Origin of the sequence: Sphingobium indicum B90A, assembly GCF_000264945.2 — a bacterium.
In the GTDB taxonomy this organism is placed as follows: domain Bacteria; phylum Pseudomonadota; class Alphaproteobacteria; order Sphingomonadales; family Sphingomonadaceae; genus Sphingobium; species Sphingobium indicum.
Genome location: NZ_CP013070.1, coordinates 3,086,810 through 3,109,744 on the forward strand (window position 1 = coordinate 3,086,810; position 22,935 = coordinate 3,109,744).

A 22,935-nucleotide genomic window follows, 5' to 3' on the forward strand; every position below is an offset into this window, starting at 1 on the left:
CTGTAGCTTCACCCCCGACCTTTCTCAGCCCGGTAGGACCGCATGACATGCGTGAGCTACGATGCTGATCGACGCGGTGCCCGAAGCCGGAAGCGCATGTTCCGGCCGCCCGCCCCTATGCCCTTCGCCCGCCCGTCATTCCCTGCGGAGCGGCCGATGACAGACATGACAGGGGGAGAGGAACATCCATGCAGATTGTCACGATTGCCATAGGGTGCGGCCTGCTGGCCGTGCTCTACGGCCTGTTCACCAGTCGACAGGTGCTGGCGGCGTCCGCCGGCAATGAAACCATGCAGCAGATAGCAGGCGCGATACAGGAGGGGGCAAAGGCCTATCTCAGCCGCCAATATGCCACCATCGCCGTGGTCGGCGTCGTCGTCGCGGCGCTGGTCTTCTTCTTCCTGGGCGCGACGTCGGCGGTCGGCTTCCTGATCGGGGCGATCCTTTCGGGCGCGGCGGGCTTCATCGGCATGAACATCTCCGTGCGCGCGAACGTCCGCACGGCGGAGGCCGCGCGCGGCACGCTGCAAAGCGGGCTGACCGTCGCCTTCCGGGCGGGCGCGATCACCGGCATGCTGGTGGCGGGGCTGGCCCTGCTCGCGATCAGCGTCTTCTTCTGGTATCTGACCGGACCGGCGGGCCATGCGCCCGACGACCGGATCGTGATCGACTCCCTCGTCGCGCTGGCCTTCGGCGCCAGCCTCATCTCCATCTTCGCCCGTCTGGGCGGCGGCATCTTCACCAAGGCGGCCGACGTCGGCGCGGACCTGGTCGGCAAGGTGGAGGCGGGCATTCCGGAGGATGATCCCCGCAACCCCGCCGTCATCGCGGACAATGTCGGCGACAATGTCGGCGACTGCGCGGGCATGGCGGCCGACCTGTTCGAAACCTATGTGGTGACGGTGGGCGCGACCATGGTGCTGACCGCGCTGCTGGTGACGGGCGTCGACAACGCCTTCCTGATGCGCCTGATGTCGCTGCCGCTGATCGTCGGCGGCGTGTGCATCATCACCTCCATCATCGGCACCTATATGGTGCGGCTGGGCGCGAGCCAGTCGATCATGGGCGCGCTCTACAAGGGCTTCTGGACCACCGCGATCCTGTCGATCCCGGCCCTCTATGCCGTGACCCGCTTCGCGCTGGGCGACCTCGACGCCCGTTTCGGCGCCGATCTGGACGGGGCGGGCGGCTATACCGGCATGGCGCTGTTCTGGGCTATGATGGTCGGCCTGGCGGTCACGGGCCTGATCGTCTGGATCACCGAATATTATACCGGCACCAACTACCGCCCGGTGCGCAGCATCGCCCGCGCTTCGGAAACCGGCCATGGCACCAACGTCATCCAGGGGCTGGCCGTCAGCCTGGAGGCCACCGCTTTGCCGACGCTGGTGATCGTGGCGGGCATCATCGTCGCCCATCAGCTTGCGGGCCTGATCGGCATCGCCTTCGCCGCGACCGCCATGCTGGCGCTGGCGGGCATGGTCGTGGCGCTGGACGCATACGGCCCCGTCACCGACAATGCGGGCGGCATCGCGGAAATGTCGCATCTGGACGACAGCGTCCGGGTCAAGACCGATGCGCTGGACGCGGTGGGCAACACCACCAAGGCGGTGACGAAGGGCTATGCCATCGGTTCGGCGGGGCTGGCCGCGCTGGTGCTGTTCGGCGCCTATACGGAGGATCTGAAATTCTACAACTCGGCTCTCGGCCTGACCGAGCCGGTCGATTTCAGCCTTTCCAACCCCTATGTCATCGTCGGCCTGCTGCTGGGGGCGCTGCTGCCCTATCTGTTCGGCGCGATGGGCATGACCGCCGTGGGACGAGCAGCCGGTGACGTGGTCAAGGATGTGCGCGAGCAGTTCGCCACCAACAAGGGCATCATGGAGGGCACGTCGCGGCCCAACTACGCCCGCACGGTGGACCTGGTCACCCGCGCCGCCATCAAGGAGATGATCGTGCCCAGCCTGCTTCCCGTGCTGGCGCCGATCGTCGTCTATTTCGCGATCTCCGCGGTGGCGGGCACGCCCAACGGCTTCGCGGCGCTGGGCGCATTGCTGCTGGGCGTCATCGTCTCCGGCCTGTTCGTGGCGCTGTCCATGACTTCGGGCGGCGGCGCGTGGGACAATGCGAAGAAATATATCGAGGACGGCCATCATGGCGGCAAGGGCAGCGAAGCCCATAAGGCGGCCGTGACCGGCGACACGGTCGGCGATCCCTACAAGGACACGGCGGGACCGGCGGTGAATCCGATGATCAAGATCACCAACATCGTCGCCCTGCTGCTGCTGGCGGCTTTGGCGCACGGCGCGTAACGCCCCGGTAAAAAAGGGAAAGACAGGGAAATGGCTCCGCCTTATAGAAAGGCGGGGCCATTATTTTACGGGGGAAAGATTGAGGGGGTTTTCTATCGTCGCGGGCATGGCGCTCGCGCAGCTTTGCCTGTCCGCCAGCGCGCAAACGGCGCCCGCGTCCAAGGAATGGCCGATAGAGGCCTTTGCCGAACTGCCGGCGATGGTGGAACCGCAACTCTCCCCCGATGGGATGCGCGTGGCCGCCAGGGTGGCGCGCAATGGCGAACTGCTGCTGCTGATCGCCGCCATCGCGGATGGGCCAGACCGGCTCCATGCCCTGCCATTGGGGGAACATGACCTCAACTGGTGGCGCTGGGTCAATGACGACTGGCTGATCGCGGGCATCGGCAGCGAGGCCAATGTCCAGGGCATGCCCTGGTCGATCAGCCGGGTCGCCAGCATCAAGCGGGACGGGTCGAAGATCAACATGCTGGCCAAGAATGTCGCGGCGCAGAATGGCGACGACGTCATATGGGTCGCCCAGGACGGCAGCCCGCGCATCCTGCTGGCCTATCAGACGTCGATCTACAGCAATGCCGCCGGCTTCTGGCCTCAGGTGGACGAGGTGGACGTCTCCACCGGCAAGCTGCGCACCGTGGTGCAGCCGCGCCAGAACGTCATGTCCTGGTATGCCGATGCGGCGGGCATGGTGCGCATGGGGGTGGGCTATGACGATGCGACGCGCACGTCGAAGCTGCTCTATCGCGCCGACGGCCGCTCCGGCTTCCGCATGATCGACCGGGCAGACCGCCGCCGCGACGAATCCATGGTCGTGCCGCTGCTGTTCACCGCCGATCCGGCCAAGGCCATCGCCAGCGACGATCATGAGGGCACCGACGCCCTGTACGAATATGACCTGTCCAGGCTGGAACTGGGCAGAAAGATCTTCGCCGCGCCGGGCTTCGACATCGACCGGATCGAACGCGATACCGCCGGCACCGGCCTTGCGGGCGTGCGCTATACCGCGGACGGGCCGGGCGTGCACTGGTTCGACGAGGGGCTGGCGAAGGTCCAGGCCGACATCGACAAGGCGGTGGGGGCAGGCCGGCGTGCCCGGATCGTGTCCACCAGCCGGGACCAGCAGCGCATGATCGTGCATGTCGGCGGCGCGGACCAGCCGGGCACCTATTATTATTACGACACCGCCGTCGGCGCGATGAGCATGTTGGCGAAGATCAGCGACAAATTCGGTCCCAAGGTCCATCTCTCGCCGGTCAGGACGATCCGCTACAAGGCGCGCGACGGGCTGGAGATCGCCGCGGTGCTGACCCTGCCGGCGGGCAGGGATGCAAAGGATCTGCCGCTGATCTTGATGCCGCATGGCGGCCCCTTCGCCCGCGACAGCGAGGAATGGGACTGGTGGGCGCAGTTCCTGGCCCATCGCGGCTATGCGGTGCTGCAACCCAATTATCGCGGTTCTTCCGGCTACGGCACAGCCTTCGCGGAAAAGGGCGAGGGGCAATGGGGCCTTGCCATGCAGGACGACCTCAACGACGCGGTTGACTGGGCGGTGAAGGAGGGGATCGCCGACGCGAAGCGGGTCTGCATCGTCGGCGCCTCCTATGGCGGCTATGCGGCGATGCGCGGCGCGCAACGCGACGGCGCGCGCTATCGCTGCGCCGTGTCCTATGCCGGCGTGTCGGACCTTTCGGCCATGATGCGCTATGACAGCCGTTTCCTGAATCATGGCGGGCGCAAGGATTGGCTGAAGGAGCAGGCGCCCGATTTCGCCGCCGTTTCCCCCATCCATTTCGCCGCCCAATTTTCCACCCCCATCCTGCTGATGCACGGCAGGAAGGATCGGCGGGTGCAGGTGAACCAGTCGCGCGAGATGGCGGAAAAGTTGAAGGCGGCGGGCAAGGTCGCCGGGCGCGACTATATCTATGTCGAACAGCCGCTGGCCGACCATTTCTTCTCCCGCCAGGCCGACCGGCTGGAATTCCTCCAGCGCCTCGACGCCTTTCTGAAGGAGCATAATCCCGCCTGAACCATGACGGGCAGGGGCGCGTCACAAATAAGAAATGATATAGTCACATGATTGTAACGCATCGGTCATAGTTCGCGCCCGTCCGCCACCATGGCGAGGGAGAATGACATCATGCGATCGATCCACAAGCTGCTGCCCGCGCTCGCCCTGCTGGCCGCCGCCACCGCGGCGCATGCCAGCGAGGACGAACAGCTTTGGACCACCGCCAGCGCGACGGTGAAGCTCAGCGATCGCTGGCGCTTTTCGCAAGAGGTCGTTGCCCGGTTCAGCGACGATCGCGACGGGCTGTACGAGGTCGAGATGAATTCGCTGATCGGCTACAGGATCGGCGGGAAGGTGACGGTCTGGGCGGGCTACACCCACGATCCCAATTATAATGGCGGGGACTTCGCGGTCATGGAGCATCGCGGGCGCCAGCAGGTGACCTTCGACAATATCGTGAAGGTCGGCCCCGGCCAGCTCAGCGCCCGACTGCGGCTGGAGGAACGCTGGCGCGAGGGGATCGACGGCACGGCCTGGCGGCTGCGTCCCTATGTCAAATATGTGCTGCCGTTCCGGGAAGGCGGCAAAACCGCGCTGCTGCTCAGCCATGAGAGCTTCATCGACTTGAACACCACCAATTTCCAGCGGGTGCAGGGCGAGGAGCGGATGCGCAACCTGATCGCCATCACCACCCCGATCGCGAAGAATGTGAATGCGGAGATCGGCTATCTGCACCAGCACGGCTTTCGGCCGGACGCCGACGACAGCAACGACCATGTGGCGTCCTTTTCGCTGGGCTTCAGCTTCTAACGAACCTAATCCTCTCTGCGCGCAGCGTGGGGAGGGGGACCATGCGAAGCATGGTGGAGGGGAAATGCGCAGGTCGTGCCCCTTTCCCCTCCACCACCGCTTTCAGCGGCGTCGAAGAGAGTCACGTGCCTCTCTTCGACCCTCCCCATCTCCCGATGGGGAGGAATAGGATAGGTCCGCTCTCCCCCCAACCCGCCAGACTTGCCCAGCCCGCCCCCGCCAGCCTATACGCTGCGCCATGACCAGCGAACCCTTCCGCTCGCAACTGGCGGCGCTAGAGAAGCGCGGCCGCCTGCGCCGCCTGATGCCGCGGGCCGGGCGGGATTTCGCCTCCAACGACTATCTCGGCCTTGCTTCCGACCCTATCGTCGCGCAGGCGGTGGCGGACGCGGTGGCGCGGGGCGTGCCGGTGGGTTCGGGCGGATCGCGCCTGCTGCGCGGCAATGCGCCGGAGCATGAGGGGCTGGAGGCGAAGGCCGCCGACTTCTTCAAGACCCAGGGCGCGCTGTTCATGGCGAACGGCTTCGCCGCCAATCTCGCGCTATTCTCCACCCTGCCGCAGCGGGGCGACCTGATCGTCGCGGACGAGTTGATCCACGCCAGCGTCCATGACGGCATCCGCATGTCGAAGGCGGCGGCGGTCTTCGCCCGCCATAATGACGTGCAGAGCTTCGCCGACCTGATCGTGGCCTGGCGGCAGGAGGGGGGCAAGGGCCGCGTCTGGATCGCGGTGGAAACGCTCTATTCCATGGACGGCGACATGGCCCCGCTCGGCGACCTGGCGACGCTGGCGGCCCGGCACGACGCCATGCTGATCCTGGACGAAGCGCATGGCACCGGCGTCTTCGGCCCGTCCGGTCGCGGCCTGTCGGCGGGTCTCGACGGCCTCCACAATGTCGTGACGCTGCACACCTGCGGCAAGGCGATGGGGGTGGAGGGCGCGCTGATTTGCGGGCCGCGCCTGCTGATCGACTATCTGATCAACCGGGCGCGGGCCTTCATCTTCTCCACCGCGCCCTCGCCGCTGATGGCGGTCGCGGTGTCCGCCGCGCTCGACCGGATCGAACAGGCGAGCGACCTGCGCGCCCGCTTGAAGACCCTGCAGGTCGACGCCGCCGAATCGATCTGCGCCCCGCTTGGCATGCCCGCGCCGCGCAGCCAGATCATCCCGGTCATATTGGGCGAGGATCGCCGCGCCATGGCCGCCGCCGCCGCCCTGCAGGAGGCAGGGTTCGACGTGCGCGGCATCCGCCCGCCGACCGTGCCGCCGGGCACCAGCCGCCTGCGCATCTCGCTCACCCTGAATGTCGGCCGCGCCGACATCGCCGCCCTGGGCGAGGCGCTGCGCCGGGTGACGGCATGAGCGTCTTCATCGTCACCGGCACCGACACGGACATCGGCAAGACGGTGTTCGCCGCAGGCCTGGCCGGAGCGCTGGGCGCTTATTATTGGAAGCCGGTGCAGGCGGGCGTCGACCCCGAAGGCGACAAGGAAAGGGTGGCCGCCCTCTCCGGCCTTTCCGCCTCGCATATTCTGCCCGAAGCCTATCGCCTGACTACCCCCGCCTCGCCCCATCTGGCGGCGCGGATCGACGGGGTGGAGATCGACCTCGACCGGCTGGCCCTGCCGCAGGTCGACGGCCCGCTGGTGGTGGAAGGCGCGGGCGGCCTGATGGTGCCGGTCAGCGAGACGCTGCTGATGATCGACCTGTTCGCATATTGGCGCGCGCCGCTCATCCTCTGCGCCCGGACGGGACTGGGCACGATCAACCACAGCCTGCTCAGCCTGGAGGCGCTGCGGGCGCGGGCCATACCCGTCGCCGGGATCGCCTTCATCGGCGAACCGCATGAGGAGAATGAGCGGATCGTTCCGCTGCTGGGGAAAGTGCCCAGTCTTGGCCGCCTGCCCCATCTCGATCCGCTGGATGCGGAGACTCTGAAAACCGCCTTCAAGACCTCGATCCGCCTGCCTTAAGGCCCCATCCCCACCTCCGTTCGCCCTGAGCCTGTCGAAGGGCTCCACTTTCCTTTCAAAAGAAGTGAAGGGCTTCGACAAGCTCAGCCCGAACGGAAGTGGGTGACTCGAATCCCTCTCCCGGAAAACCACACCCGCCGATTTTTTCGACCAACGACATGGACATCCCCGCTTCGGGGCGCTCAATTCCCCGCATCGCATAAAGCAAGGGAAAGCTTTGATGAAATATCTCCTCCTCGGCGCAGCGGCAGTTGCGCTGGCCGCGGGCGCGTCCGTCGCCCAAGTGGATCAGAAGCCGACCTACGGCAGCTACGGCTTCGACAGCGCAGGCATGGACAAGTCGGTAAAGCCCGGCGACGATTTCTACGATTACGCCAACGGCGCCTGGACAAAGAACACGCCGATCCCCGCCGACAAGTCCAATTACGGCGCCTTCAACACGCTGGACGACCTGTCGCGCGAACGGACCAAGGCCATTCTCGACGCCGCGCAGGCCGACCCGGACAGCAAGATCGGCAACGCCTATGCCAGCTATCTCGACGCCGCCACGGTGGAGAAGAAGGGCCTGACCCCCGCCCAGCCCTGGCTCGCGAAGATCAGGGCGGTGAAGGACAAGGCCGCCTACGCCAGACTCGCCGCCGAAGCTGCTCGCGCAGGCATAGACGGTCCCTTCGGCTTCTACGTCAATCAGGACGACAAAGACCCCGAAACCTATATCCTCGTCCTGCACCAGTCGGGCCTCGGCCTGCCCGACCGCGACTTCTATCTGGAGCCGGACGCCAAGATGGCGGCGATCCGCACCGCCTATGTCGCCCATCTGGAAAAGATGCTGACGCTGGCGGGCGAAGCCGACGCCAAGGCGCGCGCCGCCGCGCTGATGGCGTTCGAAACCGAAGTGGCCAAGGTCCACTGGACCCAGGTCGACAGCCGCGACGCCGACAAGACCTACAACAAGATGACGCTGGCCGACCTGCAAAAGGCCGCGCCCGGCTTCGACTTCGCCGCTTATTTCGCCGCCAACAAGCTCGCGCCCAAGGATCTGCTGGTGTCGCAGCCCAGCGCCGTCGCCGGGGAAGCCGCGCTGATCGCCAAGGCCCCGGTCGGCCTGCTCAAGGACGCGCTGCTGCTGCGCACGCTGCACGGCTTTGCCGACACCCTGCCCGACGCCATCGCGAACGAGAATTTCGCCTTCTACGGCACCACCCTGTCCGGCACGCCGGAACGCGAAGCCCGCTGGAAACGCGCCGTGGACTTCCTCAAATCCTCCATGGGGGAGGAAGTGGGGAAGGTCTATGTCGCCCAATATTTCCCGCCCGAAACCAAGGCGGCGATGGACCGGCTCGTCAAGAATGTGATCGCCGCCATGGGCCGCCGCATCGACGGCCTCAGCTGGATGAGCGACCCGGCCAAGGCCCGCGCCCACAAGAAGCTGGCCGCCTTCACGCCCAAGATCGGCTATCCCGACAAATGGCGCGATTATAGCGGCCTGACAATGAAGCGCGACGACCTGTTCGGCAACGCACTGCGCTCCAACCAGTTCGAATTCGACTATCAGATGGGCAAGCTCGGCAAGCCCATCTATCGCTGGGAATGGGGCATGACCCCGATGGAGATCAACGCCTACGCCAATTTCGGCATGGTGGAGATCGTCTTCCCCGCCGCCATCCTGCAACCGCCCTTCTTCGATCCCCATGCCGATCCGGCGGTCAATTATGGCGGCATCGGCGCGGTGATCGGCCATGAACTCAGCCATCATTTCGACGATCAGGGCGCGAAATATGACGAGACGGGCAAGCTCAACCAATGGTGGAGCGATCAGGACGTCGCCAATTTCAAGGCGCTGACCGACAGGCTGGTCAAGCAATATGACGCCTATGAACCCTTCCCCGGCGCGCATGTGAAGGGCGCCTTCACCTTGGGCGAGAATATCGGCGACCTGGCCGGAGTCGCGGTGGCGCTGGACGCCTATCACGCCTCGCTGGGCGGCAAGCCCGCGCCGGTGATCGACGGCACCACCGGCGACGAACGCTTCTTCCTGGGCTGGGCGCAGGTGTGGCGGCGCAACTATCGCGAACCCAATCTGCGGCAGCGACTCGTCACCGATCCGCATTCCCCATCGCAATATCGCGCCGACACCGTGCGGAACTTCGACCAATGGTATTCTGCCTTCAAGCCGGAGGCGGACGGCAAAATCTATCTTGCGCCGCAAGACCGGGTGAAGATCTGGTAAGACTCGAAAGGGGCCGGATCGGCGCGAATCCGGCCCCTTTTTTAGTTCCGCCAACGCAATGACTTTCCGCAACGGCGAAGCGTTTTGGTCCTGCGATCAACTGCATTTTGCTGGATGACCGTCTCTTAAATGCAACATTTTATCGGATCGCTCTTTAATCCCGACAACCTCTTCCACAGCTTGGCGTTCAAACCATGGTTAAGTTTGAGGAGAAGAAATTTGTCGGGTTTTAACACCATCCTTCTGAAGGCCGGGATCGCATCGGTCGCGCTGGCCGCCGCCGCCCCGGTCCTTGCCCAGGACGCCGCCGCTCCGGCTCCGTCCACGCCTGCCCAGGCCGCGCCCGCTGCCCCGGCCGCTGGCGCCAGCAATTTCACCGACGCTGAAATCAAGCAGTTCGCCGCCGCCGCCGTCGAGGTGACGAAGATTCAGCAGGACAGCAGCATCGCCGCCGCCGACAAGCAGCCCAAGATGCTGGCGGCGCTCCAGGCGTCGGGCATCCCGCCGGAAAAGTTCAACCAGATCGGCCAGGCCGCCGCCGCTGACCCGGCGCTCCAGCAGAAGATCCAGGCGGCAGCGCCGACCTCAGCCGCGCCTGCTGCTCCGGCCGCGGGCGCTGCCCCCGCTGCTCCGGCCACCCCGCCCGCCCAATAAACGCGACAAATTCCTCCCTACGCGAAGCGTGGGGAGGGGGATCGCCGCCGAAGGCGGTGGTGGAGGGGAAATACGCAGGTCGTGCCCCTTTCCCCTCCACCAGCCTGCGGCTGGTCCCCCTCCCCATCTACCGATGGGGAGGAATAGGATTCACAATCCGAAACCCACACCCCCAGCCGATCCCGGCAATTTCCCGTCAGATGTTCCATCAGAGGGCAAATCCCTCTACGCAACGGCCATGACCTCCCCTGTCTGGCACCCTTTCTTCCAGCACGGCCTGAACGAGCCAATCCCCCATGTCGAACGGGCGGAGGGGGCCTTGCTGCATCTGGCGGACGGCGGCACGCTCATCGACTGCATCGCCAGTTGGTGGGTGACGACCCACGGCCATTGCCATCCCCGGATCGCGGCGGCCATCGCCGATCAGGCGGGCAAGCTCGACCAGCTCATCTTCGCGGGCTACACCCACGGCCCTGCCGAAGAAGTGGCGCAAGGGCTTGTCGACATCGCCCCCCGCGCCGCGAACCGAGACCCGCTCGCCCATGTCTTCTTCTCCGACAGCGGCTCCACGGCGGTCGAGGTCGCGCTGAAAATGGCGCTCGGCTATTGGCATAATCGGGCGCTGGACGGCCTGTCCGAACCGCGCCACCGCATCCTCGTCCTCCAGCACAGCTATCATGGCGACACCATCGGCGCGATGTCGGTGGGCGAGCGCGGCGTCTATAACGCCGCCTGGTCGCCCCTGCTGTTCGACGTCGGCACCATCCCCTTCCCCCATGCGGACCAGGAACAGGCGACCCTCGACGCGCTGGAGGCCGCCTGCGCGCAAAAGCCAGCCGCCTTCATCGTCGAACCGCTGATCCTGGGGGCGGGGGGGATGCTGATCTATCCGGCGCATGTCCTGCGGGAGATGGCGGCGATCTGCGCCCGCCACGACGTCCTCTTCATCGCGGACGAGGTGATGACCGGCTGGGGCCGCACCGGCACGCTCTTCGCCTGCGAACAGGCGGGCGTCGTCCCGGACATCATGGCGGTGGCGAAGGGCATCACCGGCGGCGCGATCCCGCTCGCCGCGACGCTGGCCAGCCCGCGCATCTTCGAAGCGCACAGATCCGCCGACCGCGCCCGCCTCTTCTACCATTCGAGCAGCTACACCGCGAACGCCATCGCCTGCGCCGCCGCCGCCGCCAACCTCGCCATCTGGCGGGAGGAGGATGTGCTGGGCCGCATCGCCGCTCTCGGCCAGGGCATGGCGCAGCGACTCGCAAAACTGGCGCAGCATCCCGCCTTCGCCAACCCCCGCCAACTGGGCGTCATCGCCGCGATAGACCTGATCGCGCCCGACGCCGGATATCTTTCCGACCTGGCCCCGCGCCTGCGCGCCTTCGCCGAAGAAAGGGGCCTCTTGCTGCGCCCGCTCGGCAACACCATCTATCTCATGCCGCCCTATTGCCTCGATGCGGATCAACTGGATCGCGTCTTCGCGGTGCTCCAAAAAGCCGGCGATGCATTCGGCGCGTCAGCCTGACTTTCTTTTTCGGCATTTTGGCGCTATGGCGGCGCGATTTTTCGGTTTCCCAGGATATTATGGCAAAAGAAGAACTGCTTGAAATGCGCGGACAGGTTGTGGAGCTTCTCCCCAACGCCATGTTCCGCGTGCGGCTTGAAAATGATCACGAGATCCTCGGCCACACTGCCGGCAAGATGCGCAAGAACCGCATCCGCGTGCTGGTGGGCGACGAAGTGCTGGTCGAACTCACCCCCTACGACCTGACCAAGGGTCGGATCACCTACCGCTTCAAATAAGCCGCCTCACGCATGCGGCTCATCCTAGCTTCTGCTTCTCCCAGACGGTGTGAACTTCTGGGTCAGATCGGCGCGTCTCCGGACGCGGTGGACCCGGCCGACCTCGACGAAACGCCCCTGAAGGGCGAACTTCCCGCCGCCTACGCCGCCCGCGTGGCCGCCGAAAAGGGCGCGTTGGTCGCGGCTCGCCATCCCGGCGCGCTGGTCCTTTCCGGCGACACGGTGGTCGCCGCGGGCCGCCGCATCCTGCCCAAGACGGAGAGCGAGGCCGAAGCGCGCCAATGCCTCCAGCTCCTTTCCGGCCGCCGCCACCGCGTGCTGAGCGCGATCACCCTGATCGACGCGGAGGGCAGGGCGCGCCACCGCCTCTCGACCAATATCGTGACCTTCAAACGCCTGGATCGCGCCGAGATCGACGCCTATCTCGCGTCGCAGGAATGGCAGGGCAAGGCAGGCGGCTATGCGATCCAGGGCCGCGCCGCGGGCCTCATCCGCGCCATCCAGGGCAGCCACAGCGCCATCATGGGCCTGCCCCTCTACGAAACCCGCGCGCTGCTCCGGGCAGCGGGCTATCCGTTGGATTGACCGAACATGGCCGAATGGCTCTATGAAGAAGGCATTGGCGAAGCCCGCGCCGCGCTGATCGAAAAGGGCCGCCTGGTCGAAGCACAGATCGAACGCGAAAGCGATGCCGCCCGCGCAGGCGCGGTCGTCCAGGGCAAACTCGTCCGCACCGTCATCCCGAAGAAGCGCGGCATCGCCCGTCTGATCTCCGGCGAGGAAGTGCTGGTCGAACCCATCCCGCCGAAAATCGCGGAGGGCGCGACCGTCCTGCTCGAAATCCTGCGCGAGGCGATCCCGGAGGAAGGCCGCGCCAAGCTCGCCAAGGCCCGCATCGCCCAGCCCGGCTCGAAGGCGCATCCCGCGCCCAGCCTGCTCCAGCGCCTGCGCGCCACCGGCCTGCCCGTCATCCCCTGTCCGGCGCATGAGGAAGACCGCTTCGAAGCCCATGGCTGGAGCGAATTGATGGAAGAGGCGATTTCCGGCGAGATCGGCACGGAGGAAGCCGCGCTGCGCATCTTTCCCACGCCCGCGATGATCCTGATCGACGTCGACGGTTCGCTCCCGCCCGCCAAGCTCGGTCCCAAGGGGGCGAAGCTGGCCGCGCAGGCGATCCGCCGCCTGGGGCTGACCGGCTCCATCGGCATCGACCTGCCGACGATGAACAACAAGGACGAGCGCGCCGTCGCCTCCGCCCAGATCGACAAATATCTGCCGCTCCCCTTCGAACGCACGGCGGTCAACGGCTTCGGCTTCGTCCAGATCATCCGCCGCCGGGAACGCATGAACCTCATGGAGCTGCTCCGCGCCGACCCGGTCGAGACGGCGGCGCTCGCCCTGCTGCGCCGCGCCGAACGCCACGGCAATGGCGGCCCGGCGACGATCGCCGCCGCCCCCGCGATCATCGACCGCCTGCACAAGGCGACCGGCTGGATCGAAACCCTGGCCCGCCGCCGCGGCGGCGCCATTGGGTTGAAGGCGGACGCGGCGCTGACCATATCGGCGGGCCATGTCTCCTAAAGCCACCTCCTGCCCCGTCTGCGGCCAGCCCTCGGCTCGCGAAACCCGCCCTTTCTGCGGAAAGGCCTGCCGCGACCGCGACCTGCTGCAATGGCTGGGTGAGGGTTATCGCGTCCCCGGCGCGCCCGCTTCGGACGAGATGAAAAAAAGTGGCGACGATGGGGTAGACAGCACCCCGGCCTGATGCCTATAGGCACGCCTCACCAAGCGACCGGTGGTCCTCGCCGGTGCCCGTGCCCGGGTAGCTCAGTTGGTAGAGCATGCGACTGAAAATCGCAGTGTCGGCGGTTCGACTCCGTCCCCGGGCACCATTTGTTCTTTTTTCTGCATCCAGCAGCATCTAGAGCCATCCAGAAAACGGCGGAAAACGTGGGTTTTTGAAAAACCCATCGTCCCCCTACATCCCCGGGGGTACGCTGGCAGCCACCCCTCGGTGACGGTATTTTGATGGTATTCCGAAAAATACTAGAGCAGAATCCGATCACTCTGGTTCATACCCGGTGGCAGTGAAGTAGTTCGCACATTCTTCCGGAGTGAAGCGTGGCAATGCGTCGCGGATTGCATCCCATAGCTCGGGGACGGTTCGGGCGGCGGCCTTTCGTAGGATGGCCTTGAGTTTTGAGAAGGCGTTTTCGATTGGATTGAAGTCGGGACTGTATGGCGGAAGGAACAACATACGCGCCCCGGCCGCTTCGATGGCTTCACGTGCTGCCATCGTCTTATGAGCTGGGAGATTGTCGAGGATGACGATGTCGCCGGGACGCAGCGTTGGCGCCAAAACCTGCGCGGCATAGGCAGCGAACCATTCGCCAGTCATGGGACCGTCCAGGACCATTGGCGCGGTCATGCCCGTCAAGCGCAACGCGCCGGTGAAGGTGGTGGTTTTCCAATGGCCGTGCGGGATCGGAGACCGACATCGCATGCCGCGCTGGGCCCGTCCCCGCAGACGCGCCATTTTCGTCGATGCGCCGGTTTCATCGATAAATACCAACCGTTCGGGATCGAGATCAGGTTGAGCCTTGAACCATGCGCGCCGCCGCGCGAGCACGTCGGGCCGATCCTGCTCGCTGGCGTGCGCCGTTTTTTTTCACGGTCATTGAGTGACGATCGAGGAAACGCCAGATGGTGCTCGGTGCGAATACGACCCCATGCTCCGATCGAAGCATCTCGGCCAGTTCAACAAGCGTGATGTCCACCTGCTCCTCGATCGCACCTAGAATGACATCGCGATGGCCTTCAATCCGGCGGGACCGCATGTCGCCGCCTTGGAACTTGGCACGCGTCGATCCGGTCTCCCGCCATTCGCGGACCCATCGGATCACACTTGCCGCCGCAACTCCAAAACGCTCCGCAGCCGCGCGCCGCGAAAGGCCGCCATCAACCGCTGCAATCACCCGCGTGCGCAGATCCTCTGAAATGGACTTCGTCATGCCAGGCTGGCCTCCTCGTCCAGCTGACATCTTGAATCAGATTTCCCAACGAAAGGGAATCCTCCCCGATTCAGTCAGGTCCGATTATGCTCTATCATGGAGATACCATCATGGCGCTCACCGCAATGGCAATAAATGCGGCAAAACCAAGGGATATCCGCTCATTGGCAGCCGGCCTACCGCAGACTTTACTGCACCCGAACTGCTGGAAGTCCTCCGCGCTGTTGAGGTTCGCGGGCGGTATGAGACGGCAAACCGCCTCCGCAGCACCTTCGGCACGATCTTTCGCTACGCGATCGTCACCGGGCGGGCGCAGCGAGACGTAGCCGTTGATCTTCGCGGTGCGCTGATAATACCGAAGCCGGTCTGCAGAGCTGCATAGACCATCGCGCGGGGAGCAATATCGTATTCGAGCCCCACCTTGTAGTCGAACCGGCGATAAGTTCCGCTAAAATCGTATCGCGAGCCTACCCCAGAGGCGTCGAAATACGGACCTTCGCCAACACGGTTATCCACGCCGTATCTGCCGCCAACGGTAAGTCTCATTGGGTCGCTAATGTTAATGGTAGCCTGTCCGAATACGGCGAGGCCCTTGATGCGATTGCGATCGACGAGAGTTACGGGAATGCCAGTCGTGTCGTAGGACCCGACATAGAACTGGCCAGAGCTCACAAGGCGATAGCCATAACCACCGATGAGCCAGTCGCCCCAACCAGCGTTGCCCGAAAGCCGCAGCTCATGCGTGGTCTGGTTATAGTTAGTCGTCTGAATATTGGGAAGGCCGCTCAGCGTGAAAGCAACAGCCGAGTGATACTCGATATACGACGGAATATATGTTAGAGTGACGCTGTCCGAGAGACCGATCTCGACTTCACCGCCGAAGATCTTTTTCTCGTCCTTGACTGGCTTGGCTGCCAGCTGACCGAAAGGGGATTGGGCTAGGACGGACGGTGGGAGCAGATCGTTCCAGGGGTCGTCCTGTAGGAATGAGCCAGCCTTCACCGTACCGTCAGGACGTATCCCTATCGCTACCGCGTTCGACGCAATACCTTTTTCATCGCCGACCATCCCCCAAGCGTAGATGCTCACTCGGTCCGTCGGCGTGTAAAGCAGGGAGCCGCCCATTGAAACCATTCTTGCTCTGCGCGCCAGACTCCAAATAGCCGGTATGCCGGGCAAAATCGAAAGCCGCGCGCATCGCCAGCGTGTCGGTCAGCGACAGGTTTTGCACTGCCGTCAGATGCAGGAGAGCGTAATTGCCCGCCTCAAGGTTGAAGCTTGTCTCGTTTTTATGTGTGGGACGATTGAAGTTGATATTCACCACACCACCAAGCGAACTGCGTCCATAAAGCGTTCCCTGTGGTCCAGGAAGCACCTCGATCTGATTCACATCAAAGAACGCTGCACTCGTGACTTCGCGAGGCATATAGATCCCGTTGAAGTTTACAGAGGTCGGCGGATCGATCTGCGCTTGATCCAGAGTGGCTCCAATGCCGCGAATGTAAACCTCAGTAGATGTGGCTTGCTGCTGAAAACGCACGGAAGGAACGAACGCCTGTGCAGCGCGCAAGTCGGTGACCCCTTTCTGCACGATCAACTCACTGTCCAAAGCCGTTACGGCCGCAGGTGTTTTTTGAAGGCTCTGGGCTTTTTTGTTCGCCGTCACAACGATGTCGCCCAAGTCCTGCCCTTGAGAGGCCGCGACATCACCGGATTGCTCCCTCTCAGACATGGATACATCCCCAGGCTGTGCAACTTGTTGAGCACCAGCAGTTTGCGCCGAAAAAATCGATACTACGACAGAAGATACGGAGACTATCGTTCGAATAGTCATTTTCTTCCTTCTCCCTTTTTTATTTACTTTATCTATGGCTTAAAGATGGCCCGCTTCTGGCAGGCTTAGAGATGCTGCGCGGTTACCCGGCAGTTGCCCGAAGGTCTCTTCTAGGTGGCAAAGGGTCACTGGCTGACTTGTGCGGGGCTACCACTTAAGCCAGGGACGCACGGGGCACATGTAAGCGCCCTTCACTTTACTCTCTCCATATCCGGGCCAACGAGCCTCGACGTGCGCTTGCGCCCATACGCTCCACCCATATTCGGCTCTGCAACCAATAACCTTGACCGCTGGAGTCAGCTTGGAGAGAAAAACCGCCGTGAGCTAGTACGATGATCGGCAGTTCACTCGTGCCAAGAAGTCTCGATTGAAAGGTCCGTTCTGGGTGATTCCCGTCAGTGTGAGCAGTAATTGGCCAAGAGAATAGTGCAGAACTCACAAGAGATGCGCCAGCCCTCGGCATTGTCGAGTTCCTCGTCCGAGCCGTAAACGTCCTTGGCCTAAGCCGGAATTCTCCTTGAGATCTTCGTCCTGCTTGGGCCCTGCGATGCCTTGCTTCCTTAAGGTCATGACTGTGATCTCGCGCGGCGATATTTCTGTACGCCGCCCGGCCAGAGTTCCTCATGCGGCGAGTAGAAGATCAGCCTGCGCGCCCAGACGAACGCCATCCTAATTCATGTGATTCATCGGTGTGGATAATCACAAAGGCGGCACGGTTCGGCTGTAATTGGTCTGTCCGAACCGCTCCCGCCGGAACTGCGCCGTTCAAAAGGTGCTCTTCTACTGAGCGTCCAAGGAGTACCACGCGATGAGCGATAAAGCGTCCGAAGCCGTAAAGCCGCCTCTCCCGGAGCAGCAACAGCAGGTTCCCGGCAAGACGGAAGACATGGATCCGCGTCCCGACCATGGTGAAGAGACGTACCGGGGGTCGGGTCGCCTCGAGGGGAAAAAGGCAATCATCACCGGCGGCGACAGCGGCATCGGCCGCGCAGTGGCGATCGCTTACGCCCGCGAAGGTGCCGACGTGCTCATCGCTTATCTCAGTGAAGACGACGATGCACAGGAGACCGCGCGCTGGATCGAGAAGGCGGGGCGCCAGGCGGTGCTCGTTTCCGGCGACATCAGCAGCGCCGACCATTGCCGCACCATCATCGACAAAGCGGTCGAAGCGTTCGGGCGTATTGACATTCTCGTGAACAACGCCGCTCACCAGATGACATATGAGCAGCTTGAGGATATCCCGGACGAGGAGTGGGACAAGACCTTCGCGACCAACATCCACGCGATGTTCTATCTGGCCAAGGCCGCGTTGCCGCATATGCGCGAGGGTAGCGCCATCATCAACACGACGTCGGTCAACGCCGACACGCCCAAGCCGACCCTGCTTCCCTATGCCACGACCAAGGGCGCGATCCAGAACTTCACCGGCGGGCTGGCGCAGCTGCTCGGCGAGAAGAAAATCCGTGTGAACTGCGTTGCACCCGGGCCGGTCTGGACCCCGCTCATTCCGTCCACCATGCCGCCAGACCAGGTGAAGGAGTTCGGCAAGAACACGCCGCTCGGGCGACCGGCGCAGCCCAAGGAACTCGCGCCGGCCTATGTAATGCTCGCTACCGACGAGGCGAGCTATGTGTCCGGGGCCACCATCGCCGTCACCGGCGGCAAGCCGATCATCTAGGAGACCGCCATGTCCATTCACAAGATGATCGCGCTTCACCCCGACGTGGGTGAGAACTTCAACGAAACGCTGGCGACCGCGTCTCGCCATGCGATGTTCTGCGCGGAGATGTGCACCTCTTGCGCCGACGCCTGCATCGCCGAGAAGATGGATATGGCGCAGTGCATCCGCTCGTGCCTCGACTGCGCGGATGTGTGTGCCGCGACAGGCCGGCTCGCAATCCGGCGGACGGCGCAGAATATCGAGACGTTGCGGCTGATGCTCGAGACCTGCGCGAGGGTGTGCGAGCTGTGTGCGGAAGAATGCGCACGCCATGAGCATGAGCATTGCCGGCTCTGCGCCGAGATGTGCCGGGAGTGCGCGGCCGACTGCCGCAAGGCGCGCCCGACCGTTCAGTAATCGAAAATGGAGAGAGAGGATGCGCGAAAATAGCGGACAGGGTGATGCGGAGAACAATCTGCGCGACCCGACTTTGAAGGAGCATGAGGCTGAGGGCGCCCATCGCCAGCCCACCCGCGAGCCCGGCGAAGAAGCGGAGATCGGCGGCAACGCCCGCGCGGCGGGCGAGGACCCGTCGCCCGACGATCGTGCTCGCGGCGAGACCTCCCGCGCGGACAAGGCGCCGCCGGCCGATCCTTATCCGAAGTCCTGAACGATGCCGGTCACGGGCTGGAAACTCGATCGGAACGTGCGGGCACAGCTACTCGAACGCTTTCCGCCGACTTGGCCCGACGTGATCGCCGATCATGTCACGCTCCAGGCGGGTGCGTCCGCCAATGAGCCTCTGCCCGCACAAGAGGCTGCCGAGATCGTCGGGAAGGTCGATGATGGCGAAGGCCTGCAGGCGTTGATCGTCTCGATCGACGGCAGCACGGACCGGCCCGACGGCAGCACCTACCACATCACCTGGTCGCTGGACCGAAGCCGGGGCCGCAAGGCCGTCCAGAGCAATGACGTGATCGCCGAACGGGGTTGGGAGCCATTGTCCACGCCGGTTCCGATTCATATCCAACCGGCAAGGTTTTAGCTGATGCAGCTCTATCTCGACTGCGACGGCGTACTGGCCGACTTCGATCGCGGCGCGACCGAGTTGCTCGGCATGCCGCCGCGTGTCTTCGAGAAGCGCCGCGGCCTCCCGGCCTTCTGGCGCGAGATCGCCCGCCATCCCGACTTCTATGGCACCCTGCCGCTGATGCCGGATGCGATGATCCTGTTTGAGGGGGTGCGGCACCTGGATCCCATCATCCTGACTGGCCTCCCGCGCGGCAAATGGGCCGCCCCGCAGAAGGTGCGCTGGGCGGCCGAGCATTTTCCCGGCACCCGCATCCTGACGGTGATGGCGGTCGACAAGCGCAATCACTGCCGGTCCGGCGACATCCTCGTCGACGATCAGCTGAAGCACGCCCATCTCTGGCAGGACGCCGGCGGCACCTTCGTACATCACCGCAGCGCCAAGCAGACCCTCGCCGAACTGAACGCGCTCGGCGTATCAGTGAGAGCCGCTGCCGCGGAGACTGCTCATGGCTGATTTGGCTGAGCAGCGGGACCGGATGGTCGATGTCCAGCTCGCCCGTCGCGGGATCCGCGACGAAGCGGTGCTTGCCGCCATGCGCGAGGTCCCACGCGAGCGTTTCGTGCCGGAAGGCATGGAGGAGTTCGCCTACGAGGACGCGCCGCTTCCGATCGAGGAAGGGCAGACGATCTCCCAGCCTTACATCGTTGCGGAAATGATCGAAGCGGCGGAGGTCGGGGCGGACGACCGAGTGCTCGAGGTCGGCGCGGGTTCGGGTTATGCGGCTGCGGTCATCAGTCGCATCGCGGGACACGTGTTCGCCATCGAGCGGCACGAGGCGCTTGGGCAGGCGGCGCGCGAGCGGCTGGAGGCGCTCGAATACCGCAATGTCGAACTGCGCATCGGCGATGGCACGCTCGGGCTGCCCGATCAGGCGCCCTTCGACGCGATTCTGGTTTCAGCCGGTGGTCCCGAGGTGCCGCGGGCGCTCAAGGAGCAGCTTAAGGTCGGCGGCGTCCTCGTGGTGCCGGTGGGCGATGCGGGCGAACAATCGCTGTGCAAGATCACGCGCACGAGCACTGGCAGCTATGCGGAGGAGGATCTCGGCACGGTCCGGTTCGTACCACTGATCGGCGCGCAGGGTTGGTCCGAGGACGGGCGCCGCTCGGCGGCGAACCACCTGCCGGGTGTCACGCGCAAACTGAGCCTGCCCGAGATGATCGGTCAGGCAGCCGAGCCGCTCCCCGACTTCGACGATCCGGCGTTCGGGGCGCTGTTCGATCGCTTCGCGGACCGCCGCGTCGTGCTGCTGGGCGAGGCCAGCCATGGCACGGCCGAGTTCTATCGCGCCCGCGCTGCGATCACCCGGCACCTCATCGAACATCATGGCTTCACGATCGTAGCGGTCGAGGCCGATTGGCCCGATGCCGAGGCAGTGGACCGCTACGTGCGGCATCGCCCGCGCAGGACGTCCGCAGAACCGCCGTTCCAGCGCTTTCCGACCTGGATGTGGCGCAACACCGAAATCGCGGTCCTTACGGAGTGGATGCGCGGGCATAATGAAGCCATCGCCGACATGGATCGCCGCGCGGGCTTTTACGGACTCGACATGTACAACATGCGCGGCTCGATCGCGGCCGTGCTCGACTATCTCGATCGGGTCGATCCCGACGCCGCGGCCACCGCCCGCGAGCGTTACGGCTGCCTCACCCCCTGGCAGAAGGACCCGGCCACCTATGGCCGCTCCGCCCTCCGGCGCGGCTATGCCGAATGCGAATCCGCCGTGATCGAGCAATGCCGCGCGCTGCTGGCCAGACAGGCTGACTATGCCAAGGCCAATGGCGACAGCTTCCTCGACGCTGCGCAGAACGCACGGCTGGTCGCCTCGGCCGAGCGCTATTACCGTATCATGTATTATGGCGGCGCCGAAAGCTGGAACCTGCGCGACACGCACATGTTCGAGACGCTCGAGAACATCCTCGAAGCCAAGGGCCGCGATGCCAGGGCAATCGTCTGGGCGCACAACAGCCACATCGGCGATGCCCGCCATACCGACATGGGCGCCGTTCGCGACGAACTCAACATCGGCCAGCTTTGCCGCCAACGGTTCGGCCGCGCCGCGGCGCTGATCGGCTTCGGCACGCACAGCGGCACGGTCGCCGCCGCGACCGACTGGGACGGCGACATGGAGGTGAAGCGCGTGCTTCCCTCGCGCCGCGACAGCTATGAGCGGCTATGCCACGATGCGGGCAAGCCGCGCTTTCTGCTCGACCTCTCGCCCGGCAAACACGATGCATTGAGACGCCGGCTGGCCGAGCCGTGCCTGGAGCGTTTCATCGGTGTCATCTATCGCCCGGATACCGAACTCTGGAGCCATTATTCGCAGGCAGTCCTATCCGAGCAGTTCGACGCCTATGTCTGGTTCGACGAGACGGAGGCGCTGACGCCGCTCGGGACGGAGCACCACGGACCGGGCGTTCCGGACACCTACCCGTTCGGCGAGTAGCGGCCCACCGCGGTTGTAGAACTAACGGCGCGAGCAGACGAGCCTTACGAAGCGCAGTCTCTGACAGCAGCGGTCACGGGTCCGGCTTTCCAAAACGGCAGTTAATCCGAGGCTTGCTGTTCCCTGCCGATTACCGCCAAACAGGTGAAAGCCGTTATGCCAGCTTCCCACCAAATCCGGTCGTTCATGCGTCAGCGCCGCAATGACGTAAGTTGGTCGGCAGGTGTTTCATCGTCGCCGGAACCATAGCGGCTGACCAACCCAGACACCGGCAGCCAGCAAGTATATCTCGCAGGGTCCACCGCCGAAAGCCTATGTAGGAAATCGGATAATATTATATTATGCAGATTAACACATAAACTATTTTATGCTGAAAATAGATCGCGACATTCGGCGCGCGCAAGGTGCTGGTGGTCGAGCGCTTTGATCGTCGTTGGAGGAGCCCGACCGAACTGCTTCGATTGCCCCAGGAGGATTTCTGCCAGGCCTTGGGCGTCCCTTCTGCCCAGAAATATCAGAGCCACGGGGGTCCTGGCGCCGTCACAATCCTCAAGCTGCTCGGGAGCAGCGACAACCCCTTGGAGGATCAGGCCGCCTTCCTGAAAAGCCAGATCATATTCTGGCTCATCGGCGCAACGGACGGTCACGCCAAGAATTTCAGTATCTTTCTTCGCCCCGGCGGGCGTTTCGGGATGACTCCATTCTATGACGTCCTCAGCGCCCAACCTGCGTTCGACGCGCGGCAGATCCCGAACAACAAGTACCAGCTCGCAATGTCCGTAGGCAACAGCCGGAAATATCAAATTCTGAACCTTAGCGGACGGCATTTCGTGGAGACCGCGAAAGAGGCGGGATTGGGGCCTACCCTCATCGACAAGGTGCTTCGGGACGTCATCCAAATGGCAGCAAAAGCCCCCGAGCAGGCATTGTTCATGATACCCGATAGGCTTGCCACAGCCCCACACACAAGCATCATGAATGCCATGGAAGTCAGGCTCAGGTCACTGGAGCTTGGCCTCGCAGAGATTTGAATCTTGTTTCGAGTATGCGCCACGGCAAGCGGCAGATCGGATTTATCGAAACCCACCGGCGAGCAATGA

Annotated in this window: 22 protein-coding genes, 1 tRNA gene and 1 pseudogene; 21 read left to right on the top strand and 3 right to left on the bottom strand. The window is 64.1% G+C overall.

The annotated features are described in order from the left end of the window. Nucleotides 1-188: 188 nt before the first annotated feature. The 13 genes from SIDU_RS15010 (at nucleotide 189) to SIDU_RS15070 (ending at nucleotide 13,686) form a co-directional block, all read left to right on the top strand. Nucleotides 189-2,312, top strand: a complete 2,124-nt coding sequence (locus tag SIDU_RS15010) for a sodium-translocating pyrophosphatase (RefSeq protein ID WP_007687277.1) — start codon at nucleotides 189-191, stop codon at nucleotides 2,310-2,312. 106 nt (nucleotides 2,313-2,418) lie between these two features. Further along, nucleotides 2,419-4,338 (top strand): alpha/beta hydrolase family protein, encoded by a 1,920-nt coding sequence (locus tag SIDU_RS15015; RefSeq protein WP_007687276.1) that lies wholly within the window; start codon nucleotides 2,419-2,421, stop codon nucleotides 4,336-4,338. Between the two features lie 111 nt (nucleotides 4,339-4,449). Next, nucleotides 4,450-5,130 (top strand): DUF2490 domain-containing protein, encoded by a 681-nt coding sequence (locus tag SIDU_RS15020; RefSeq protein WP_007687275.1) that lies wholly within the window; start codon nucleotides 4,450-4,452, stop codon nucleotides 5,128-5,130. Between the two features lie 238 nt (nucleotides 5,131-5,368). Further along, the gene (locus SIDU_RS15025; protein ID WP_007687274.1) at nucleotides 5,369-6,493 is read left to right on the top strand and encodes an 8-amino-7-oxononanoate synthase; all 1,125 of its coding nucleotides are present in this window, start codon (nucleotides 5,369-5,371) and stop codon (nucleotides 6,491-6,493) included. Next, entirely contained in the window at nucleotides 6,490-7,104 is a 615-nt protein-coding gene (bioD, locus tag SIDU_RS15030) for a dethiobiotin synthase (protein ID WP_007687272.1), read from the top strand. Before SIDU_RS15025 ends, bioD begins: the two co-directional genes overlap by 4 nt. Nucleotides 7,105-7,324: 220 nt before the next feature. Further along, complete coding sequence (locus SIDU_RS15035) at nucleotides 7,325-9,334, top strand: M13 family metallopeptidase (RefSeq protein WP_007687270.1); 2,010 nt, start codon at nucleotides 7,325-7,327, stop codon at nucleotides 9,332-9,334. Nucleotides 9,335-9,553: 219 nt separating this feature from the next. Beyond that, entirely contained in the window at nucleotides 9,554-9,988 is a 435-nt protein-coding gene (locus SIDU_RS15040) for a DUF4168 domain-containing protein (RefSeq protein WP_007687267.1), read from the top strand. Between the two features lie 238 nt (nucleotides 9,989-10,226). Continuing rightward, a complete protein-coding gene (locus SIDU_RS15045) occupies nucleotides 10,227-11,516 on the top strand; it encodes an adenosylmethionine--8-amino-7-oxononanoate transaminase (protein WP_007685236.1) in 1,290 nt (429 codons plus the stop codon). 59 nt (nucleotides 11,517-11,575) lie between these two features. Then, complete coding sequence (gene infA / locus SIDU_RS15050; protein WP_003049127.1) at nucleotides 11,576-11,794, top strand: translation initiation factor IF-1; 219 nt, start codon at nucleotides 11,576-11,578, stop codon at nucleotides 11,792-11,794. A gap of 12 nt (nucleotides 11,795-11,806) precedes the next feature. Then, complete coding sequence (locus SIDU_RS15055) at nucleotides 11,807-12,379, top strand: Maf family protein (RefSeq protein WP_037508018.1); 573 nt, start codon at nucleotides 11,807-11,809, stop codon at nucleotides 12,377-12,379. 6 nt (nucleotides 12,380-12,385) lie between these two features. Continuing rightward, nucleotides 12,386-13,375, top strand: a complete 990-nt coding sequence (locus tag SIDU_RS15060) for a hypothetical protein (RefSeq protein WP_007685218.1) — start codon at nucleotides 12,386-12,388, stop codon at nucleotides 13,373-13,375. Then, nucleotides 13,365-13,559 (top strand): DNA gyrase inhibitor YacG, encoded by a 195-nt coding sequence (locus SIDU_RS15065; RefSeq protein WP_007685215.1) that lies wholly within the window; start codon nucleotides 13,365-13,367, stop codon nucleotides 13,557-13,559. The genes SIDU_RS15060 and SIDU_RS15065 overlap by 11 nt, the downstream gene beginning before the upstream one ends. A gap of 51 nt (nucleotides 13,560-13,610) precedes the next feature. Beyond that, nucleotides 13,611-13,686: transfer RNA gene (locus SIDU_RS15070), tRNA-Phe, on the top strand. A gap of 170 nt (nucleotides 13,687-13,856) precedes the next feature. Here the strand turns inward: SIDU_RS15070 and SIDU_RS19080 are convergent. Continuing rightward, nucleotides 13,857-14,805, bottom strand: a protein-coding gene (locus SIDU_RS19080; RefSeq protein WP_129965611.1) for an IS630 family transposase whose coding sequence is annotated in 2 segments (ribosomal slippage) — nucleotides 13,857-14,463 and nucleotides 14,462-14,805 — 951 coding nt in all. Because the reading frame shifts where the segments join, the coding sequence is not laid out codon by codon here. A gap of 157 nt (nucleotides 14,806-14,962) precedes the next feature. On the opposite strand from SIDU_RS19080, the pseudogene SIDU_RS20080 reads away from it, so the two are divergent. Then, nucleotides 14,963-15,184 (top strand): annotated as a pseudogene (locus tag SIDU_RS20080) (phage integrase central domain-containing protein); the annotation flags it as partial. Here the strand turns inward: SIDU_RS20080 and SIDU_RS15090 are convergent. Beyond that, nucleotides 15,094-15,930, bottom strand: coding sequence for a TonB-dependent receptor domain-containing protein (locus tag SIDU_RS15090; RefSeq protein ID WP_144240392.1), 837 nt, complete (start codon nucleotides 15,928-15,930; stop codon nucleotides 15,094-15,096). The pseudogene SIDU_RS20080 and the gene SIDU_RS15090 sit on opposite strands and share 91 nt — an antisense overlap. Further along, nucleotides 15,860-16,639: a TonB-dependent receptor plug domain-containing protein gene (locus SIDU_RS15095; protein ID WP_129965610.1), complete on the bottom strand. Its 780-nt coding sequence runs from the start codon at nucleotides 16,637-16,639 to the stop codon at nucleotides 15,860-15,862. Before SIDU_RS15095 ends, SIDU_RS15090 begins: the two co-directional genes overlap by 71 nt. Nucleotides 16,640-17,447: 808 nt before the next feature. On the opposite strand from SIDU_RS15095, the gene SIDU_RS15100 reads away from it, so the two are divergent. The 7 genes from SIDU_RS15100 to SIDU_RS15130 all read left to right on the top strand — a co-directional run bounded on the left by SIDU_RS15100 (nucleotide 17,448) and on the right by SIDU_RS15130 (nucleotide 22,866). Next, on the top strand, nucleotides 17,448-18,317 hold the full coding sequence (locus SIDU_RS15100; protein ID WP_007685202.1) for an SDR family oxidoreductase: 870 nt from the start codon (nucleotides 17,448-17,450) through the stop codon (nucleotides 18,315-18,317). 9 nt (nucleotides 18,318-18,326) lie between these two features. Further along, nucleotides 18,327-18,716, top strand: coding sequence for a four-helix bundle copper-binding protein (locus SIDU_RS15105; protein ID WP_007685200.1), 390 nt, complete (start codon nucleotides 18,327-18,329; stop codon nucleotides 18,714-18,716). A gap of 19 nt (nucleotides 18,717-18,735) precedes the next feature. Next, a complete protein-coding gene (locus SIDU_RS15110; RefSeq protein WP_007685198.1) occupies nucleotides 18,736-18,969 on the top strand; it encodes a hypothetical protein in 234 nt (77 codons plus the stop codon). A 3-nt stretch (nucleotides 18,970-18,972) separates the two neighbouring features. Continuing rightward, nucleotides 18,973-19,344, top strand: a complete 372-nt coding sequence (locus SIDU_RS15115; protein ID WP_007685195.1) for a hypothetical protein — start codon at nucleotides 18,973-18,975, stop codon at nucleotides 19,342-19,344. A gap of 3 nt (nucleotides 19,345-19,347) precedes the next feature. Next, nucleotides 19,348-19,845: an HAD family hydrolase gene (locus tag SIDU_RS15120; protein WP_007685193.1), complete on the top strand. Its 498-nt coding sequence runs from the start codon at nucleotides 19,348-19,350 to the stop codon at nucleotides 19,843-19,845. Further along, entirely contained in the window at nucleotides 19,838-21,835 is a 1,998-nt protein-coding gene (locus tag SIDU_RS15125; RefSeq protein ID WP_007685191.1) for a protein-L-isoaspartate(D-aspartate) O-methyltransferase, read from the top strand. The genes SIDU_RS15120 and SIDU_RS15125 overlap by 8 nt, the downstream gene beginning before the upstream one ends. Nucleotides 21,836-22,215: 380 nt before the next feature. Then, nucleotides 22,216-22,866 (top strand): HipA domain-containing protein, encoded by a 651-nt coding sequence (locus SIDU_RS15130; RefSeq protein WP_129965608.1) that lies wholly within the window; start codon nucleotides 22,216-22,218, stop codon nucleotides 22,864-22,866. Nucleotides 22,867-22,935 lie beyond the last annotated feature (69 nt).

Bases quoted from the DNA above. Each gene is read 5' to 3' on its own strand.
- SIDU_RS15115 (WP_007685195.1), top strand. From the start codon at position 18,973: ATGCCGGTCACGGGCTGGAAACTCGATCGGAACGTGCGGGCACAGCTA.
- SIDU_RS15060 (WP_007685218.1), top strand. From the start codon at position 12,386: ATGGCCGAATGGCTCTATGAAGAAGGCATTGGCGAAGCCCGCGCCGCG.
- bioD (WP_007687272.1), top strand. From the start codon at position 6,490: ATGAGCGTCTTCATCGTCACCGGCACCGACACGGACATCGGCAAGACG.
- SIDU_RS15125 (WP_007685191.1), top strand. From the start codon at position 19,838: ATGGCTGATTTGGCTGAGCAGCGGGACCGGATGGTCGATGTCCAGCTC.
- SIDU_RS15065 (WP_007685215.1), top strand. From the start codon at position 13,365: ATGTCTCCTAAAGCCACCTCCTGCCCCGTCTGCGGCCAGCCCTCGGCT.
- SIDU_RS15120 (WP_007685193.1), top strand. From the start codon at position 19,348: ATGCAGCTCTATCTCGACTGCGACGGCGTACTGGCCGACTTCGATCGC.
- SIDU_RS15090 (WP_144240392.1), bottom strand. From the start codon at position 15,930: ATGGGCGGCTCCCTGCTTTACACGCCGACGGACCGAGTGAGCATCTAC.
- SIDU_RS15105 (WP_007685200.1), top strand. From the start codon at position 18,327: ATGTCCATTCACAAGATGATCGCGCTTCACCCCGACGTGGGTGAGAAC.
- infA (WP_003049127.1), top strand. From the start codon at position 11,576: ATGGCAAAAGAAGAACTGCTTGAAATGCGCGGACAGGTTGTGGAGCTT.
- SIDU_RS15015 (WP_007687276.1), top strand. From the start codon at position 2,419: ATGGCGCTCGCGCAGCTTTGCCTGTCCGCCAGCGCGCAAACGGCGCCC.
- SIDU_RS15010 (WP_007687277.1), top strand. From the start codon at position 189: ATGCAGATTGTCACGATTGCCATAGGGTGCGGCCTGCTGGCCGTGCTC.
- SIDU_RS15100 (WP_007685202.1), top strand. From the start codon at position 17,448: ATGAGCGATAAAGCGTCCGAAGCCGTAAAGCCGCCTCTCCCGGAGCAG.
- SIDU_RS15020 (WP_007687275.1), top strand. From the start codon at position 4,450: ATGCGATCGATCCACAAGCTGCTGCCCGCGCTCGCCCTGCTGGCCGCC.
- SIDU_RS15045 (WP_007685236.1), top strand. From the start codon at position 10,227: ATGACCTCCCCTGTCTGGCACCCTTTCTTCCAGCACGGCCTGAACGAG.
- SIDU_RS15110 (WP_007685198.1), top strand. From the start codon at position 18,736: ATGCGCGAAAATAGCGGACAGGGTGATGCGGAGAACAATCTGCGCGAC.
- SIDU_RS15025 (WP_007687274.1), top strand. From the start codon at position 5,369: ATGACCAGCGAACCCTTCCGCTCGCAACTGGCGGCGCTAGAGAAGCGC.
- SIDU_RS15095 (WP_129965610.1), bottom strand. From the start codon at position 16,639: ATGACTATTCGAACGATAGTCTCCGTATCTTCTGTCGTAGTATCGATT.
- SIDU_RS15035 (WP_007687270.1), top strand. From the start codon at position 7,325: ATGAAATATCTCCTCCTCGGCGCAGCGGCAGTTGCGCTGGCCGCGGGC.
- SIDU_RS15055 (WP_037508018.1), top strand. From the start codon at position 11,807: ATGCGGCTCATCCTAGCTTCTGCTTCTCCCAGACGGTGTGAACTTCTG.